The organism is Hymenobacter terrigena (assembly GCF_054776515.1).
In genome coordinates, this window is record NZ_BAAHBU010000001.1 from 610,526 (window position 1) to 627,707 (window position 17,182).

Below are 17,182 nucleotides of genomic sequence, written 5' to 3' on the forward strand. Positions count from 1 at the left end.
AAGCAGCCCACTGTGCCAATGCAACCGGGTAATACTTGAGTCGCTTACGGCAAAAATGCGGCGACGAAAAGAAAAAGCCCATTCATTTATGCAATGAATGGGCTTCGCCTGGTAAAATGCAGGACTTTTTTATCCGACGGGCGTAACATCAATGGCTACGCTCGGGGCAACGGCGGGGGCCAGCACATCTTTGCTGGGATAGAATTTCCGCTCGCGCATGTCGTACACGTTGCCTTTGGCCAGGACGTGCATGGTCACGTTTTCGATGGAAAGCACCGTGCCTTTTTTGGCGGCGGCGGCGTTGTTGTGCTGAATATTGTGGCCGTCGAGGATGATAACCAGGTTAGAGCCAATGGTTTCGACTAGGTTGCCTTCGGTGATGAGCACGCCGGTATCTTCGCCCAGCCCAATGCCGATGAGCTTGGGGTGCAGCGCCACCGACTCGATGAGCCGGCCGAAGCGGCCCCGCTTCACAAAGTGCGAGTCGACGATAGCGGCGGGCAGCAGGCCCAGGCCGACGCCCATTTTTACGGCGCCTTTCAGCAGGGCATCGGGCACCGAGCCGCCGCGAATCATGTAGTGCGACATGGCCATGGCCCCGGCGCTGGTGCCGGCAATCACAAAATTTGGCTCGGCGTAGTAGCGCTGAATCATGCGGTCAAGAAAATCGGTTTCGCCGAACATCTCGCGCAGGCGCGACTGGTTGCCACCCGAAAACATGACCACGTCGGCGGCCAGCATGCGCTCCAGGTACTCGGGCTGGCGGGCATCCTCGGGCGTGCGAATGTCCATGATGCCCACGTTCAGGCAGTTGAGCATGGCGAAGGAGCCGGTGTAAATCGGCCCGACTTCCTCCGGAATCATGGAGGCGGTGGTGACGACTTCGATGCGCGGGTCGGTTTTGCCGGTTTCGAGCACGATGCGCTTCAGGATGCCCAACTCGAAAAAGTTGAGGTAATACTTGCGGCGGGTCCGGGGGTTGGGGTACGTGCCCTTGTCCTCGTTGCCGCCCACGGCGATGAGCTTGCCGAGCGGAATGATGGTTTTCAACGGATGGCGGAAATTACGGAGTGATGCAAAAACAAAATGGCCAGATAGCGGCCGGTCTAAAGCCTGAGGCAAAGTTCGGGCCGGATGGGGATTAATGACGCTCGGCCCGGGTGGCGAGCAGCGCATCGAGCGTGCCGGTCGTCACGGAGTGGTAGTTGGGCCGGGCTTCGGTGTAGATGGCATGGGCCCGCGCCGGGCCATCGGGCGTAGCCAGCAAGGCCTGGTAGAGCGGGACCACAAATTTGCGACGGCCCACGTGAAGCAGAAATTTTTTCACGGCTTCGTCGGCCGTCGCGTAGCCGGCCCGCAGCGTGTGCGGAAACCAAGCCGCCAGAATTTCGGCATTGCCGGAAGTGGTGAAGTGAAAGGCCGCGTCCAGCGCCGCCAACTGCTCGGCCGCCAGGGTCGGGGAGAGGCCGTGCAGAAAATGGACCCACTCGTGGCTGCTCCACTCGGTGGTAACCGGGCGGAGGTCGGCCGGCGCGGTGCCGGCTCCCAGGTTGGCCAGGGTTTGGTCGACCTTATCGAAGCGCCGAGATGTGGGCACGGGCGCGTTGGGCGGGAGGCCGGGGCCGTCGACCCAGGCGGCCAGGTTCAGGCGGGCTTCAAGGCCGGGCTCCTGGTTCAGCAGCTCGGCGCGGAGGTAGTGCAGAAAAGTGGCCGTGTCCATCGCCTGAAAACTGAAGCGGGCGAAGTACTCCTTAATAAAGGCATCGAGCCGGGGCCGGCCAATGAGCGACTCCAGCGTCAGGAGCAGGGCGCAGCCTTTCTCGTAGGCAATCTCGGTGAGGCCTTCGTCGGGGTCGCGGCCGGCCAGGGCCAGGTGCAGATGAGTATCGGGACTGGCCGCCCCGATTTCCTCAATGGTGTGATGCAGCGCGGCCCGGCCTAGTACTTGGAGCATGTCGGCGTATTCGCTGCCATACAAATGTTCCATGATGCGGCGCTCAAAATACACCGTAAATCCCTCGTTAAGCCAGAAATCATTCCACGTTGCATTTGTAACCAGGTTGCCCGACCACGAATGCGCCAGCTCATGCGCCACCAAACTCGTCAGGCTGCGGTCGCCCGCGAGGATAGTGGGTGTTACAAATGTTAATCGAGGGTTTTCCATGCCCCCGAAGGGGAAGGAGGGGGGGAGCAACAGCAAATCGTAGCGCTCCCAGCGGTAGGGGCCGTACAGTTGTTCGGCAGCGGCCACCATGTTTTCGAGGTCGGCAAACTCGTGGGTCGCCACCGGCAGCGTGGCTGGCTCAGCATAGATGCCGGTCCGGTTACTGAGCGGCGCAAAGGCCAGGTCGCCTACCGCCAGTGCCATGAGGTAGGCCGGAATGGGCTGCTCCATGCGGAAGCCATACTCGCCGGCGGCATTGCGCTCCTGCGGGTTCTCGGCGCTCATCAGGGCGAGCAGGTGGGCGGGCACGCGCACCGTGGCCTCGTAGGTGAAGCGGATGCCCGGCGAGTCCTGGCATGGCAGCCAGGTGCGCGCCAGAATGGCCTGCGACTGCGTGAAGAGGAAGGGCTCGGTCCCGGCCGTTTGCTTCGGTTGCAGCCACTGCAAAGCCGCCGCGTGCGGGGCCGTGCGGTAGCGAATACGGACGGCCGTGGTAGTGGGCAGTAGCGCCACCCGCAGCGCCTGGCCTAGTATGGCATCGGGCGTATCCAGTGCGAAGTTGGCAGGCGTGGCCTGGGCGGCGGCATCGAGCAACTCTATGGTTTCAATGGTCAGGTCGCGGGTGTCGAGCACGAGCTCGGCCGCTGCCCCGGGATTGGCGAGGTGCCAGGTGGCGGTGCCGGTTAGGATGTGCTGGGCGAAGTCGACCACCAGGTCCAGGGCGAGGTGGCGCACCCGCATTGGGCTGCTACCGGCGTAGCTATGCGGGTCGGTGGGCAGGGCAGCGGGGGCGGAAGCAGAAAATGTCATGCGGGAAATGGTGAAGAGGAATTCGAAAAAGTCGGGTGGGAAATAGCAGATGATGTCCGCCAGTGCCTCGCTAAATACCGGCCCCAAATAACAGCCGGAGCGGTGCATTGGACTCATCAGGAGGCACGGAGTGCCCGCCAGGAGCTGCCGGAAGCCGGCTATGCTCCGCCAAATACGGCTATTCCAGTCGACCCGGTATTCCGAGCGGCAATTTTTACCCGGAATTGGCACGATTCCGGCCCTGCGGTAGCACGCTGTGCCTCGCAATGGCGTACTTTGCAACCGGACTGCCTGCGGGCGGCCCGGCGCAACCCTGCCAGCAGCCTGTCAGTACAACGCCCAGCCTTCGGCCACAGCCGAGGCTATTTTTCCGCCCGCTTTATTCCCTTCAATGACTTTTCTCCTCCGAATTACTTCCCTGCTGTGGCTGCTCCTGTTGGCAGCCCTTGGCAGCACTACCCTTGCCTCCTGCGGTTCCGACTCGCAGAACCAGACCGCCGGCCAAACGGCGGCCGACTCGTCGGTGACCACGGTGGCCGGCCCCCAGCCTCGGCTCGACAGCACGGAGGTTATCAAAGCTTTCCAGGCCGAACCCCGGTTCAAGGCCCAATTGCTACCGGCGCGCCGCTTCTACCGGGAGCGGGGCTTCAAACTCGCTTGGTTCAAAGACCACCAACCGGTAGAGCGAGTGAAGACATTGCAGGATATAACTGCTAAAGCTGCAAACGAGGGGCTTGACCCTAAAGACTACCAGATTAAGGATATATCCAAGATGCTGGCAGAGCTTGAAAAGGTTCGGGCCGACTCTGTGCGCCGCAACGCGCTGGAGCGGCAAATTGATATTGCCCTGACCGGCACGTACATGAAATGGGCCAACGACTACTATCGGGGCGTGGCCAACCCGCGCGACAAAAAGGACTCATCGTGGCAGGTTAAGCCCAATAAAATCAAACTCAATAAGGCCCTGCTCACCTTCCTGGGCGAGCGCAAAAGCCGTTATAACTACTACGAATTTGCCCCGCTGCACCCTGAGTACGACCAGCTGAAAAAGGCTCTCGCCACCTACCGCGCCCAAGAGCGTGCCGGCGGCTGGCCCACTCTCCCCGCCAATCTCAACCTGAAACCCGGGGCCACCTCGCCAGCTGTAGCAGCCCTGCGCAAGCGCCTGCTAGATAGCGCCGGTGGGGCTGCCGCCAGCACGCCCCCAGCCAACCCTGCCCAGCCCGGAACACCGGTCGCTGCGGTCCCCGCCGCCCAGGTTTACGACCCCGAACTGGTGCAGGCCGTCAAATTATTTCAGCAGGATGCCGGCCTCAAGCCGACTGGCATCGTCAGCGGGGAGACGCTGAAGCAGCTCAACGTGCCCATCGGCACGCGCATCGACCAGCTCATTCTGAACATGGAGCGTTGGCGCTGGCTGCCCAAAAAATTTGAACCGAACTACCTCCTCGTGAACATTCCCGAGTACACGCTGCACGTGATTGAGGGCAACAAAGAGGCCTTCAATATGCGCGTTATCGTGGGCAAAGTGCTGCACGAAACGCCGGTGTTCAGCGACAAAATGGAGTACGTGGTGCTGGCGCCTTACTGGAATGTGCCGTTTAGCATCATCGACAATGAGCTGCGCGATAAACTCGTGGCCGACCCCCACTACCTCGACCGCCTCGATATGGAGGTGGTGAAAGGCTACGGCCGCAAGGCCACCATCATCGACCCGGCCACTATCGATTGGGCCAACGTGACGCAGGCAACGTTCAAGTACACGCTGCGCCGTCGCCCCGGGCCCCAGAATGACCTCGGCGATGTGAAGTTCATCTTCCCCAACTCGAACGACATTTACCTGCACGACACGCCCCACGATGAGTTGTTTTCGCAGAGTAACCGGAGCTTCAGCCACGGTTGCGTGCGCCTCTCCGAGCCCATCAAGCTGGCCACTTACCTGCTGCGCGACCGGCCCGAATGGGACAAGGCCACCATCCTGGATTCCATTGCAACCCGCCACGAAAAGTATATTACCCTCAAGCAAAAGCTGCCCGTTTACCTGGTGTATTTCACGGCTTGGGCCGATGCTGATGGGCATCCGCACTTCCGCGACGACATCTACGGGCTGGATAAAAAGCTTGCCCGCGAGTATTTCGACTAGCTATAACTGGCTTGTGCCTCCATCTACAGAGGCGCTGACAGCTTCAAAAGGCCCGGTAACTGAGAAGTTGCCGGGCCTTTTTTGTGTCGTTGTTCCAGGTAATAGGTGCAAACAAAGAGATGAATCGGACAAGAAATCCATGTGTTCAGCTCATTATTGGGTCCTGTTGACTCCCGAAAAAAACTGCCGGGATACAGGGCAACGGACTCTAATGATGAAGCGTCGAAGCGTGCCAGGGCGGAATGATTTGCGCATTTGGGCTGATTACATTTGTTTAAAGGACAGTTGAGGGACTGGAATTTCCAAATGTTTTACAGATGTAAACAGGGTGCGCAAATCCATGTGCATACAATTGTAATCAACGGCATTGAGCCGGAGTTCTGCCGCTATTAATTTCAGGCGCTACATTTGTAATTAAATTCCAGCTATGGTTGAGCGTATCAGAACCCTATTAGAAAGCCGACAACTCACGCCTACGCAGTTTGCGGATGTTATCGGCGTGGCGCGGCCCATTGTCAGTCACATTCTGTCGGGGCGCAACAAGCCGAGCTTGGAAGTTGTCCAGCGCATTCTGGCCGCTATGCCCGATTTGGCCATGCCGTGGCTGCTGAACGGTACCGGGCCTATGCTAGCCGGGGGCAGCGCCGCGCCCCTGCCTTCGGGCGACGCTATGATAGCGGTTGCATCGGCTGCTCCTCGGCCAGTAGCCGTTATGGCCGACGAGCAGCGTACCCAAGCCAATGTGCATGCTGCCGCTGAGGCTCCTGCCTCCAGTAGGCAACACGCTGAGCAGCAGCCTGCCAGCACTGCTATGCCCATTGCAGCTCCGTTGCGTGCCAGCACCACGGTCCCGAACCGTAACCAGGTTGTCCCCAAACGCTTCGTAGCCAGTGCAGTATCGTTAGATGCATCGCCGCAGGCTCAGCAGGTTGCTCCCTCGCAACCGCAACCCTTGGCAGTGACGGCCGGGCTGCCTCAGGCGGCAGCTGCGGTTCAGGGCAATGCCGCCTACGCGCCTATTTCCTCCCCCACGCCTTTGGCAGAAGTGCCTGCTACGACAACTCTGCCTCCGCCGGTGCCGGGCGATGAGAAGCCCGGTGCGGCCTTAGCATCGGCGCTGTTTGCGGGCGGAGATAAGCCCATCCGCCGGATTGTGATTTTCTACCGCGACGGTTCATTTGCCGATTATCAGCCCGAGTAACTTTCCGGGTGGGTGGTAGAACCACATTCCGATGCTCCAAACTCTTTGCGGCGGAGTGCTGGCGAAGCGTATCGGGTCACGAGGAATGGAATCTGTCCGGTTCAGTTTAGCGTATAGCTAAGGGCAGGAGGATAGGAAAAGGAGGGCCATGTAGGGCGTGCGGAACGGGGTTTCACCGCAACTTTCTTTGGCCTGTCTGCCTGTAGCCTATTATTAAAATCCCGGCTGCAGGCAGACTTTGAGTCTGCATTATCTGAATTAACGTTTTGGGGTTTGAATGAGTATCATTCAATTTGTCATGCCCTTGGGGTTGCCCTTTGGCGGCTTCCGATAGTATTGACGCTAGTGTCTGAGTAGTCTTTGATACAGCAATATGTAATTGCATAGACTGCTAATTTTTGTGGGGATAATTCGAGGATACGTATAAGAAGGATTTCTGATTGCATTTTGTGCGGTTTTTCAATAAGTTATACTAAGCTAATAGAAGCAAAGGTTTGGCGTTACGCGCTGGGGATTACGGCCTTGAAACGGGAGTTGAAGACATGATAATCCTAGATTTTTGAGCAACCGAACAATGAGTGTTACACCGCAAGGACACACATTGCTGCTAACGCAGTTGACATGCTGACTAAAATAATCATCCTTGTTAAGTGCTAAGAGTAATTTGGGCGTGATTGTCGGGTGCTAACATGATGAGCCTGTCTTTTGCGGCTTGGATAGGCTATTTTAGAGCAGGCGGGAAAGCTATTCTTCCACTTTTGAAAGGTTGCGGGTTGCGCCAGCCGCATGCGTCCTGTGTGGGGGTTGGCATGAGGTGCTGTTATCAATTGTAAATGGTTGTAATCTGCTTTTGCTGCATCACGAGGGTAGCCTGGTACCAGGGCACTAATGTGGCCGGGAGTGCCTGAGGGTGCGGGTCCCGTTGCTGGCCGGGTTGTTCGTTTGGCGGCCGTGGTCTACCTTCGTGGCATGAAACTGACCCGCACGAATCTTTGGTTGGCCGCCGCAACGGCCATGCTCCTGACGGCCTCTTGCGCCCAGGCCCCCGATGCCGCTGAGGCTGAGAAAGACCCTTCCGCTGATGCCGCTTACAAACGCGCCCACCGCGCCGAGGGCTACCGCGAAGCCCAGCGCTCCAACGTGACCCGCAACTAAGGCAAGAGCCGGCTTCGCAGCTACCTGACTGAAAAATAAAAAAGCCCCCGCCAGATTTTCGGCGGGGGCTTTTTCTGTGTTGTTAGCGAGCCATGTTGGCCCTAATGACTCAGCGAGCGGCGGCTAGTACCGGAGTGGGAACGGGAACCGCATCGAAGTTTGGCAGGCTGATGCCGGCCAGCAGGTCACGCTCCAGCAGGTCGGCCCAGGTGCTGAGGTAGAGCACTACATCGTCGCGCTGGTTGTGGCGGAGGGCGTCGCGGCGTTCGAAAGGAATGGCGGCCCGGATGGTGGGGTCGGAGATGCGCTCGAGGTGGGTGAGGTCGCGCCGGCTGAAGCCGAGGGCCAGCATCTCGTCGATGGTCTGGTCGATGGGCAGGCCGCTGGTGGGGCAGTAGTCGGTAATCTGGCGTTCCCAGTCGCCGTAGCGTTGCATGGCCCGGGCGTGGATTTCAGCCTTGGTGAGGCGCGTGACGGTTTGGGCGAGGTGGCCACAGTTGCAGCTGCCCATGTGGCCCCACTGGTATGGAGCCTGGGTGGCAAGGCGCTGGGCCGTGTCGCGTAGGGCCTGGATAACGGGGAGCGTGGGCTGGGCCATATAAACGGAGGAATTATTCGCGGAAAAAGCAAGTAATCAGCCCTAAAAAGCAGAAGGACCCAGAAAAAGTTTTCCGGGTCCTTCTGCTTTTAGTTGGGATTGGCACTTAGAACGAGCCACGGCGCGTGCCGCCGGCATCGCCCCGGCGACGGCCGCCCATGTCGCCGCCTTCGCGGTTGCCGCCTACGTTCACACGGGCCCCGCCGCTGCCGAAGCGACGCGCGGTATCGGACTGGCCGTTGCTGGCTGGTGCGGCCGGACGGCTGCGCTCGCCGCTGGGCCGGCCACCGCCGTTGCCGGCACCGCTGGGACGTTCGCCGCCGCGCCCGCCACCCGAGCGCCCGCCGCCCTGGCCACCGCCCGAACGACCGCCGCCATTACCGCCCTCGCGGGGGCCGGAGCGGGCCGGACGGCCAGCCGGACCCTTGGGCCGGATGATGCGTTCGTTGCCGTGCAGCATCACGGGCTTGATGCGGCCCGACACGAAGGGATGCTCGGCCTCCACGTCAATCTGGCGGCTAATAAGCTTCTGGATATCCTGGAGGTAAGCGCGCTCCTCGTCTTCGACGAAGGAAAACGCGGTGCCGAAAGCGCCGGCCCGGCCGGTGCGGCCAATGCGGTGCACGTAGGTTTCGGGCTCGTTCGGAATTTCGTAGTTGATGACGTGGGTCAGCTCGTCCACGTCGATGCCGCGGGCGGCGATGTCGGTGGCAACCAGCACGCGGGTGCTGCCGGCTTTGAAGTTCGACAGGGCGCGCTGACGGTGGTTCTGGCTCTTGTTGCCGTGGATGGCTTCGGCCGGAATCTGATTGGCGGAGAGGGCTTTTACTACTTTGTCGGCCCCGTGCTTGGTGCGGGTGAAGACGAGCACGCGCTTGATGCCTTTGTCCTCGAGAATGTGGCGGAGCAGGGCGGGCTTGTCGTTGTTTTCCACCAGGTACACCGACTGGGTAACGGTATCGGCGGTGCTGCTGACGGGCGTTACGGCCACGCGAACCGGGTTGGGGCGCAGAATGGTGGCGGCGAGCTCCTGAATCTGGCCGGGCATGGTGGCCGAGAAAAACAGGGTCTGGCGTTTGGTAGGCAGCTTGGGCAGGATGCGCTTGATGTCGTTGATGAAGCCCATGTCAAGCATGCGGTCGGCTTCGTCGAGCACAAACACTTCTACCTGACGCAGGTCCACGAAGCCCTGGTTCATGAGGTCGAGCAGGCGGCCGGGAGTGGCGATGAGCACTTCCACGCCGCGCTTGAGGGCCTGCACCTGCGGGTTCTGGCCTACGCCGCCGAAAATAACGGTGTGACGAATCTGGCTCAAATGGCGGCCGTAGGCGCCGAAGCTTTCGTTAATCTGGATGGCCAGCTCGCGCGTGGGCGTGAGCACGAGGCAGCGAATGGCGCGCGAAGAATGGTTAGCAACCTGGGCCGTGCGGTGCAGCACCTGCAGAATGGGCACGGTGAAGGCAGCCGTTTTGCCGGTACCGGTCTGGGCCACGCCGAGCAGGTCTTTGCCTTCCAGGACGTGGGGAATGGCCTGCTCCTGGATGGGAGTAGGGGTGGTGTAGCCTTCTTCTTTGAGGGCTTTGAGAATGGGGTCAATCAGGTTTAACTCGTCAAACGTCATAGGTCGGGATTGGTACTGGGTACGCTGGTATTGGGCTGGCAGACAGCAGTCTGCGCAATAGGTTGTTGAGCCTGCGAGGCTGCACAGGCGGGCATGGCCACGCCGGACGAGGCCGGGCGTGGGCGGGGTTTGAAGGCTCGTCGGAGGCCGTCAGATTCCCTGAATGAAGAGGAATTGGGGTGAGGTGCGCTTACTTCGCGGAGACAGCCGAGGCGCGGGGCTTTGCCCGACGCAGCCGGGCAGCGGGCTGCTCCGACGGCGGCCCTGGTGACAACAAAGGTACAACACACAAATCCGACGATGCAGATTATCGAGCGCACCCGGGTCTTCAATGGCCATTACAAAGTCAACCAGCTAATCGTTCAGGACGGCGAGCACCAGCTCAAACGCGAGCAGTTCGCCCCCGGCAGGGCCGTGGCCGCGCTGGTCTACGACACGGCCCGGCAGGTGTACGTGCTCACCCGCCAGTTCCGCATCGGCCCGGAAGCGGAAATTCTGGAAATTGCCGCTGGCATGATTGACGGCAACGAAGCCCCCGAAACGGCCGTGCGCCGCGAGATTCACGAGGAACTGGGCTACGAGGTCGACAAGCTGGAGGAAATCGTGTGCATCTGGCCCTCGCCGGGCACCAGCTCCGAGGAAATCACCGTGTACTACGCCGAAGTGAGCCACCGCTCTGGGGACGGCGGCGGGCTGGCCGAGGAACACGAGAACATCGAAATGGTGGAGCTGAGCTGGGAAGCGCTGGTAGCTGAGCCGCTGCGCGATGCGAAGACGGTGATTGCCGTGCAGTGGGTGCGGCTGCGGCGGTAGTTGTGCCGACTACCCGTGCAGAGTCCTTTGGTATGGTTAAGCCGAAACTAACTATTGGTTCCGGAAAGGAATTTGCCAGGGTGTCATTGTTTCGGCATTTAATAACAGCGCTTCAGCCAGCGGGCTGACGGACAAATCCACGAAGCGGACGCCATAGGATATTTCCTGCGGCGTCGCTACTTCGCGGCTGCCAAAACTGATGACCCGGCGCAGTCGCTAGGCGTTGCGCCAGTCGCGTAGCGCTACCGCATCGCCGAAGGCAAAGGCATTGGCTGGGATGCTATAGCCCAGAATTAGTGGGCCGCTATCGACGTCGCCCTCACTGGTTTCATAGCGGCCGATGCGCTCGTGGTAGAGTCGCAAGACGCCGAAGTTGGTGCTGAAATGCTGTTGGTAGCCTCGGTATTGCTCGGCGGCGTAGGCGGGGGCGAAGCGGTAGAGAAAGAAAATACTCCAGCCCAGATGTGAGCCGCGGGGTTCTTCAGCTGCCTGGTGGCGGGTGGCCGGTTTGGAAAGGAGCAGGCCCGTTTGCGGGTCGGAGAGGTGCTGGCGGGCATAAGCTAGCCACTGCTGGCAGAAGGCATGATAGGGACTGCCGGTCAGGTTACTATGAATTTGCAGCGAGGCCAGGGCCACGGTATTATCGGGGACCCATACCCCACCGGGGTACGATTCGAGGCAATGATTGGGCGCGCTGACTAGCCGGCGGTGCAGACTGGCAGAAAGGGAGTCGTGCAATGCTTTATAGGGAGAAGCCGGGTCGAGCAGGCGGTGGCAGCCGAGCATCAGATTCAGATGCCCAAGGTAGAGCACCGAGGTAACGGAATCGGCCGGGACGGCGGCATTGGGATTGCGAAAGGATTGGGCAATGCTGCCCGTCAACATTTTCTGAATGGCCAGAGCGGTATAACGCGCGGCTTCGGGTCGAAAGCTGCTGTCCAACTGCGCCATGTTGGTAAAAGCGTACGTCGAATACGACATGGAGAACAAGGACCACTCCGCATTGCCCAGCGCGTCCAATTCTGGCGACTGACTAGCCGGCGCCTGGATGATACGCTCCAGGTAATGCGCTTTTTGGCGGAGTGCTGCCGGCGTGGGGTAACGATAGGTGGGCCAACTGAAGGCAATCCATAGCCCCAGAAGTAACAAGGAGAAGAGGAGAGTAATTTTTCGCTTCATTCCGCTTCAACTGGGACTGTAATTGATTATTGCGCACACAAAAACGCAACAGGGCGACACCCGCCGCTGCGAATGTCGCCCCACTGAAGTGAAAAGAAACTATTGCGGCTACTGCGCCGCCGGCAGTTCCAGGGTGTAATCAAACGTCTGGTACAGCTTCGCGTCGCGGATGCTGACGTTGAGCTCCTGCGGGTCCATTTTGGGAAAGGGGATGACGGCTTTGCCCTGGTAGAGGTCGCGGCCGAAGAAGCGGCCGGTGGCGGGGGCCAGGGTTTGGGTGAAGACTTCCTTGCCGGCTTTGTCGGTGGTGGTGAGGGTGAGGTTGGACATTTCCACGCCCTTGGGGCCCTGGCGGTGCACGATGACGACCAGCGCGCCGCCGGGCGGAATGGCGGCCACGCGGCGCTGGTAGGTGGTATCGGCCCAGTCGTGCAGCTTTTTGAGGTGGGTTATTTCCGTAAGCATGTCGGTGTAGGAGCGGTAGCCGAGGCGGGTGAAGGAACCGTCGACGTCCTGCTCCTCGTCGGTGTTTTTGGTCAGGTTCTTCACGTAGGGCGACTCCGAGTCGCGCTGGGCAAAGGTGTAGCGGCTGCGGCCTTTGGCGGCCTTGCCGGTGGGCTGGGCCAGCGCCGCCCCGGCGCACAGCAGGAGCAGGCCCACAACGAAGAAATGACGGGCCAAACGGGGTAGAAACTGCATAATAAGCGGTAAAATGAGGAATGAAATAAGGGGATGTTCGCCAACCAATAATTGGGGCAACAAAGAAACGGAAGCCCCGCCGAAATCCGGCAAAATTCTGATTCGGCAGAATTGGACTGCGTTGTCGATATACAAATTGATTTAAGCGTAATACACCCGTAATCAAGACTTAATTGAATGGCCTGACCTTTGAAAGCAGGATTTTCACTGGTTATAACCTTTCCTGCTATGCACTTCCCGGCTTTGATTTCGGGGCTGCGCCGTCTGGGGCGCTGGCTCGTGTACGAGTTGTTTCAACTGGCGCTGTGGGTGGCTTTTGCGCTGCACACGCTGGGCAGCCTGCGCTCGGCTTTGGGGGGCGAGTTTGGCCGGCGCACGGCGGGGCCGGCCGTTCGGCCGCGTCGCTCGGTGGGGCCAGCGCGTGGGGGACGGTTTAGTCATTCAACTGCCGCATGATTGCAGTACCGGTTTCGATGCCTAAAAACCCGGCAATTATTCCCGCCGAACCATCCCGGCCCAAGGCCCGCCGCAAGCGTCGGGTGCAGGTGGCCGTTATCAGCGATGTGCACCTGGGCACGTATGGCTGCCACGCCACCGAGCTGCTGCGTTACCTCAAGAGCATCCGGCCCCAGGTGCTGGTGCTCAACGGCGACATCGTGGACATCTGGCAGTTCAGCAAAAACTACTGGCCGCCGGCCCACATGCGGGTGGTGCGCTACCTGGCCGGCCTGGCCGCCAAGGGCGTGAAAATTCATTACCTCACCGGCAACCACGACGAGCTGTTGCGCAAATTTGCCGGCCTGAAGCTGGGCCATTTCCGGCTCGATAACAAGCTGGTGCTCGACCTGCCCCACGGCCGCACCTGGTTGTTCCACGGCGACGTATTCGACGTGACCATGCGGCACTCGCGCTGGCTGGCCAAGCTGGGCGGCCACGGCTACGATTTATTGATTCTGATAAACCGCTTCGTGAACTACGGGCTGGCCAAGCTGGGCCGGCCCCGCGTGGCGCTGAGCAAGCGGGTGAAGGAGCGGGTGAAATCGGCGGTGGCGGCGGTGAGCAACTTCGAAGAAACGGCCGCCACCATCGCCGCCGATGAAGGCTACCGCTACGTGGCCTGCGGGCACATTCACCAGCCCGAAATTAAGACCCTGAATACCGGGAAAGGGGAGGTGATTTACCTGAACTCCGGCGATTGGGTGGAAAACCTGACGGCGTTGGAATATACGGCCGAAGCCGGCTGGCAGCTTTATTATTACAACGACGACCCAGCCATGCAACAGGCCGCCGAAGCAGAAGCAGCCGACGCCGCCGAGGAGCTGGCCGATGCCCACCCGGCGCAGCTGTTGGAGGGATTGTTGGCCGAGTTTAAGATTAAGGCGTAAACGGTGGCGTTGAATAACGTCATGCAGAGCGCAGCGAAGCATCTTTACCTCGACACTAATCAATTACTACTGCGGTAAAGATGCTTCGCTGCGCTCTGCATGACCGTCCTGTGCAAATAGAATTATAAAACCATCCTTAAATGTCCCGAATACTTTACGCCATCCAGGGCACTGGCAATGGACACCTCAGCCGGGCGCTCGATGTGGTGCCGCTGCTGCAAAGCCGCTGCGAGCAGCTCGACGTGCTGGTGAGCGGCCCGCCCGCCGATTTGCCGCTGCCGTTTGCGGTGAAGTACAAGGCGCAGGGCATGGGCTTTGTGTTTGGTAAAAAGGGCGGCATCAACTTCGTGAAGACGTTCGGGCAATTCAATTCAGCCAGGTTTCTGCACGAGGTGCGGCACCTGCCGGTGGAAGAGTATGATTTGGTAATCAGTGATTTTGAGCCGGTGAGCAGCTGGGCCTGCAAAATGCGGCACGTGCCCTGCGTGGCCCTCAGCCACCAAAGCGCCGTGCTGCACCCCGCCGCCCCGCGCCCCGATAGGGAAGACCCGGCCGGCCGGGCGGTGCTGAAGCACTACGCGCCCAGCACGGCTCGGTACGGCTTTCATTTTCAGCGGTATGCGCCGGAGATTTCTACGCCCGTTATCCGCCAGCAGGTGCGCGAGCTGAGCCCGACCAACGAGGGCCACTACACAGTGTATTTGCCGGCCTACGAGGAAGAAATTCTGGCGGAGCGGCTGCAATACCTCAGCCGAAGCGTGCGCTGGGAGGTGTTCAGCAAGCACAGCCACCAGCCCGCCGAGTACGGCAACGTGCGGGTGTGGCCCGTGAGCGGGCCAGCGTTTCTCGATAGCCTGGCCCGCGCGGCCGGCGTGCTGTGCGGCGCTGGTTTCGAAACCCCCGCCGAGGCGCTCTACCTGGGCAAAAAGCTGCTGGTAATGCCCATGAAACAACAGTATGAGCAACAGTGCAACGCCGCTGCCTTGGGAAAAATGGGCGTGCCTGTCATCAAAAACTTCAAGGACAAAAACCTGGACAAGGTGGACCAGTGGCTGCACCAGGACCAGGTAATTCCCGTCGACTACCCCGACCAGACCGCCGCCGTAATTGAGCAGCTGCTGCGGGAGCAATTGCCAGAAAACGGTGCCGGGCCGGTACACCGTAAAAAAGAGCGTCACGCGTGGCGTGCTTAACTCATTCGTGCTGAATTCTTCGCGCCCCGCGCATGATTAAACTTCCCCCCAGCTATTCCGAGCCGCTGCCAGCGGCCTTCTACCCGGCATCGGCTCCGCTACCATTTTCCCGGGCCGATTTTGGCCATGATTTTCAGTGGGGCGCCTCGGCCGCGGCTTACCAGACCGAGGGCGCGTGGCAGCACCAGGGCAAAGGCCCCAGCATTTGGGACGATTTTACGCGCCGTAAGGGCGCTATCCGGCGCAATGAGCACGGGCGGGTGGCCGCCGATTTCTACAACCGCTACGAAACCGACCTGGACCTGGCCAGCAGCCTGGGCCTGACGGATTTCCGCTTTTCGGCCGCCTGGCCCCGGGTGCTGCCCGAGGGTACCGGCGCCGTGAACCGGCGCGGACTCGATTTCTACGACCGGCTGGTGGATGCCTGCCTGGAGCGCGACCTGCGCCCCATGCTCACGCTCTACCATTGGGACCTGCCCAGCGCCCTGCAGGCCAAAGGCGGCTGGGCCAACCGCAGCATTGTGGGCTGGTTTTCGGACTATGCCCAAATCATGGCTCGCCGCCTTGGCGACCGGGTACAAAACTGGGCCGTGCTCAACGAGCCGATGGTGTTTGTGGGCGCCGGGCACCTGCTGGGCGTGCACGCGCCCGGCCGTCGGCACCTCGGGGCGTTTCTGGCGGCGGCCCACCACGCCACGCTGGCCCAGGCTGAGGGCGGCCGGGCGTTGCGCGCATTGCTGCCCGACGTGGCCCAAATCGGGACCACGTTTTCGTGCTCCTACCTCACGCCGTACCGCCCCGGCAACGCCTACGACGAAGCCGCAACCCGCCGCGCCGATGCCCTGCTGAACCGCTTTTTCGTGGAGCCCACCCTCGGCCTGGGCTACCCCACGGCCGAGCTGCCTGCCCTGCGCTGGCTGCTGGAACGCTACCAAAAGCCCGGCGACGAACAGCGCATGGCCTTCGATTTTGACTTTTGGGGCATTCAGAACTACACCCGCGAAGTGGTGAAGTTCTCGCCCTGGCTTCCCTTGCAGTGGGCCGCACTGGTGCCCGCCAAGCAGCGCGGGGTGCCCTACACCGACATGGGCTGGGAAGTGTATCCGGAGTCGATTTACCAAATGCTAAAACAGTTCTCGGCTTATCCCAACGCCCCAACGCTGTTGGTAACTGAAAGTGGCTCAGCTTTCCCGGATGTGGCCACGAACGGCCGGGTGCCCGATATTGCTCGCCGGGCTTACCTGCAAGCAGCCATCGGCCAGGTGCTGCGGGCCAGGCACGACGGCGTGGATGTGAGCGGCTACTTTGCCTGGAGCCTGACCGATAATTTTGAGTGGGCCGAGGGCTACGGCCCGCGCTTCGGCCTCATCCACGTCGACTACGAAACGCAGGAGCGGATTGTGAAGGACTCGGGCCGTTGGTACCAGGCGTTTTTGGGCGGCGCGGCGGTGACACGGGAGCAAGTACCGGCAGCCGTTGAGCGGCTGTAGCGCGGACGCTGCGAGTCCGCGTATGCACGACCCCGAAACGAGCTCGTCGATGCGCGGACTCGTAGCGTCCGCGCTACATTACAGCAGCATATCGCGGCAACTCAAGAAATGCTCAATCAACAATTCCGGCTGCTGCTCGTCAAACTCGCCAAAGCCCAGCACGAAGGCTGGGGCGGGCTGCACGAAATGGATGGCTTCGTTCACCGCTTTTAAGTAGGGGCTGATGCGGCTTTTGTCGCCTGCGGCGGCAAATTCTTTGTCCCAACGCAGCAGTTCCGGGTCTTTGCGCACGAGGAACGGGATGACGAAGGGGACGAAGCGGCCGAAAATCGGGTTTTCGTCGGTGGTCAGGCGGTTGTCGGGCCAAATGTGAAATTCGGCGAACGAAGCCGGCGGCACCACCACAAACTGCGCTTTTTCCAGCGTCATCTCGGCGAATAGCTCGAAGCGGTTGGGCTGGGCGTAGAACTGCGCGTAGGCCGTGTACCACACCGAAATACCGCCCGGGCTCACCAACTGGTAAGGGTGGAAGGAGCTGGCGATTCCCAAGCCGCCGTGGTTGCCGATGACGAGGCTGTACAGCTCGCCAAACTTCGTTAAATCAGTTGATTGCTGGTAGGGCTGGTTGGTGAGGCCGTAGAGATAGAAGCAGGCGAAGTCGGCAAGGGTGGGGCCGATAGGTGGGGTGGCGGGAATGGCGTCGGACACGAGCAAGCGGAGAAGTGAAGAGG

15 protein-coding genes are annotated in these 17,182 nt (G+C 60.6%); 8 read left to right on the forward strand and 7 right to left on the reverse strand.

From position 1 onward, the window contains the following. Window positions 1-129: 129 nt before the first annotated feature. Both ACYU7Q_RS02370 and ACYU7Q_RS02375 read right to left on the reverse strand, forming a co-directional pair. On the reverse strand, window positions 130-1,050 hold the full coding sequence (locus ACYU7Q_RS02370) for a cyanophycinase (RefSeq protein WP_460607831.1): 921 nt from the start codon (window positions 1,048-1,050) through the stop codon (window positions 130-132). Window positions 1,051-1,141: 91 nt separating this feature from the next. Further along, a complete protein-coding gene (locus ACYU7Q_RS02375; protein WP_460607832.1) occupies window positions 1,142-2,974 on the reverse strand; it encodes a M1 family metallopeptidase in 1,833 nt (610 codons plus the stop codon). 391 nt (window positions 2,975-3,365) lie between these two features. Here ACYU7Q_RS02375 and ACYU7Q_RS02380 point away from each other — a divergent pair, with 391 nt between their 5' ends. From ACYU7Q_RS02380 to ACYU7Q_RS02390, 3 genes are all read left to right on the forward strand, one after another. Then, complete coding sequence (locus ACYU7Q_RS02380; protein ID WP_460607833.1) at window positions 3,366-5,117, forward strand: L,D-transpeptidase family protein; 1,752 nt, start codon at window positions 3,366-3,368, stop codon at window positions 5,115-5,117. Between the two features lie 427 nt (window positions 5,118-5,544). Further along, the gene (locus ACYU7Q_RS02385) at window positions 5,545-6,318 is read left to right on the forward strand and encodes a helix-turn-helix domain-containing protein (RefSeq protein WP_460607834.1); all 774 of its coding nucleotides are present in this window, start codon (window positions 5,545-5,547) and stop codon (window positions 6,316-6,318) included. 969 nt (window positions 6,319-7,287) lie between these two features. Continuing rightward, entirely contained in the window at window positions 7,288-7,473 is a 186-nt protein-coding gene (locus ACYU7Q_RS02390) for a hypothetical protein (protein ID WP_198068736.1), read from the forward strand. Between the two features lie 109 nt (window positions 7,474-7,582). Here ACYU7Q_RS02390 and ACYU7Q_RS02395 read toward each other — a convergent pair whose 3' ends face one another. Both ACYU7Q_RS02395 and ACYU7Q_RS02400 read right to left on the reverse strand, forming a co-directional pair. Next, window positions 7,583-8,071 carry a hypothetical protein gene (locus tag ACYU7Q_RS02395; RefSeq protein WP_460607835.1) on the reverse strand — a complete coding sequence of 163 codons (489 nt, stop codon included), beginning with the start codon at window positions 8,069-8,071 and terminating at the stop codon, window positions 7,583-7,585. A 106-nt stretch (window positions 8,072-8,177) separates the two neighbouring features. Next, on the reverse strand, window positions 8,178-9,692 hold the full coding sequence (locus ACYU7Q_RS02400) for a DEAD/DEAH box helicase (RefSeq protein WP_460607836.1): 1,515 nt from the start codon (window positions 9,690-9,692) through the stop codon (window positions 8,178-8,180). Window positions 9,693-9,914: 222 nt separating this feature from the next. Between ACYU7Q_RS02400 and ACYU7Q_RS02405 the strand changes: the two genes are divergently transcribed. Further along, entirely contained in the window at window positions 9,915-10,505 is a 591-nt protein-coding gene (locus ACYU7Q_RS02405) for an NUDIX domain-containing protein (protein ID WP_460607837.1), read from the forward strand. Between the two features lie 216 nt (window positions 10,506-10,721). Here the strand turns inward: ACYU7Q_RS02405 and ACYU7Q_RS02410 are convergent, their stop codons facing one another. Beyond that, window positions 10,722-11,486: a hypothetical protein gene (locus ACYU7Q_RS02410; protein WP_460607838.1), complete on the reverse strand. Its 765-nt coding sequence runs from the start codon at window positions 11,484-11,486 to the stop codon at window positions 10,722-10,724. A 306-nt stretch (window positions 11,487-11,792) separates the two neighbouring features. Next, a complete protein-coding gene (locus ACYU7Q_RS02415) occupies window positions 11,793-12,383 on the reverse strand; it encodes a hypothetical protein (RefSeq protein WP_460607839.1) in 591 nt (196 codons plus the stop codon). A 228-nt stretch (window positions 12,384-12,611) separates the two neighbouring features. On the opposite strand from ACYU7Q_RS02415, the gene ACYU7Q_RS02420 reads away from it, so the two are divergent. The 4 genes from ACYU7Q_RS02420 to ACYU7Q_RS02435 all read left to right on the forward strand — a co-directional run bounded on the left by ACYU7Q_RS02420 (window position 12,612) and on the right by ACYU7Q_RS02435 (window position 16,451). After that, window positions 12,612-12,839, forward strand: a complete 228-nt coding sequence (locus tag ACYU7Q_RS02420) for a hypothetical protein (protein WP_460607840.1) — start codon at window positions 12,612-12,614, stop codon at window positions 12,837-12,839. Continuing rightward, window positions 12,836-13,768 carry a UDP-2,3-diacylglucosamine diphosphatase gene (locus ACYU7Q_RS02425; protein ID WP_460607841.1) on the forward strand — a complete coding sequence of 311 codons (933 nt, stop codon included), beginning with the start codon at window positions 12,836-12,838 and terminating at the stop codon, window positions 13,766-13,768. The genes ACYU7Q_RS02420 and ACYU7Q_RS02425 overlap by 4 nt, the downstream gene beginning before the upstream one ends. Window positions 13,769-13,908: 140 nt before the next feature. Next, entirely contained in the window at window positions 13,909-14,961 is a 1,053-nt protein-coding gene (locus ACYU7Q_RS02430) for a glycosyltransferase family protein (RefSeq protein ID WP_460607842.1), read from the forward strand. A gap of 32 nt (window positions 14,962-14,993) precedes the next feature. Next, the gene (locus ACYU7Q_RS02435) at window positions 14,994-16,451 is read left to right on the forward strand and encodes a glycoside hydrolase family protein (RefSeq protein WP_460607843.1); all 1,458 of its coding nucleotides are present in this window, start codon (window positions 14,994-14,996) and stop codon (window positions 16,449-16,451) included. 78 nt (window positions 16,452-16,529) lie between these two features. On the opposite strand, the gene ACYU7Q_RS02440 is transcribed toward ACYU7Q_RS02435, so the two are convergent. Continuing rightward, window positions 16,530-17,159: a hypothetical protein gene (locus ACYU7Q_RS02440; protein ID WP_460607844.1), complete on the reverse strand. Its 630-nt coding sequence runs from the start codon at window positions 17,157-17,159 to the stop codon at window positions 16,530-16,532. Window positions 17,160-17,182 lie beyond the last annotated feature (23 nt).

Coding starts and splice junctions, on each gene's coding strand:
- ACYU7Q_RS02395 (WP_460607835.1), bottom strand. CDS start 8,071: ATGGCCCAGCCCACGCTCCCCGTTATCCAGGCCCTACGCGACACGGCC.
- ACYU7Q_RS02390 (WP_198068736.1), top strand. CDS start 7,288: ATGAAACTGACCCGCACGAATCTTTGGTTGGCCGCCGCAACGGCCATG.
- ACYU7Q_RS02435 (WP_460607843.1), top strand. CDS start 14,994: ATGATTAAACTTCCCCCCAGCTATTCCGAGCCGCTGCCAGCGGCCTTC.
- ACYU7Q_RS02400 (WP_460607836.1), bottom strand. CDS start 9,692: ATGACGTTTGACGAGTTAAACCTGATTGACCCCATTCTCAAAGCCCTC.
- ACYU7Q_RS02430 (WP_460607842.1), top strand. CDS start 13,909: ATGTCCCGAATACTTTACGCCATCCAGGGCACTGGCAATGGACACCTC.
- ACYU7Q_RS02380 (WP_460607833.1), top strand. CDS start 3,366: ATGACTTTTCTCCTCCGAATTACTTCCCTGCTGTGGCTGCTCCTGTTG.
- ACYU7Q_RS02425 (WP_460607841.1), top strand. CDS start 12,836: ATGATTGCAGTACCGGTTTCGATGCCTAAAAACCCGGCAATTATTCCC.
- ACYU7Q_RS02385 (WP_460607834.1), top strand. CDS start 5,545: ATGGTTGAGCGTATCAGAACCCTATTAGAAAGCCGACAACTCACGCCT.
- ACYU7Q_RS02415 (WP_460607839.1), bottom strand. CDS start 12,383: ATGCAGTTTCTACCCCGTTTGGCCCGTCATTTCTTCGTTGTGGGCCTG.
- ACYU7Q_RS02410 (WP_460607838.1), bottom strand. CDS start 11,486: ATGTCGTATTCGACGTACGCTTTTACCAACATGGCGCAGTTGGACAGC.
- ACYU7Q_RS02375 (WP_460607832.1), bottom strand. CDS start 2,974: ATGACATTTTCTGCTTCCGCCCCCGCTGCCCTGCCCACCGACCCGCAT.
- ACYU7Q_RS02420 (WP_460607840.1), top strand. CDS start 12,612: ATGCACTTCCCGGCTTTGATTTCGGGGCTGCGCCGTCTGGGGCGCTGG.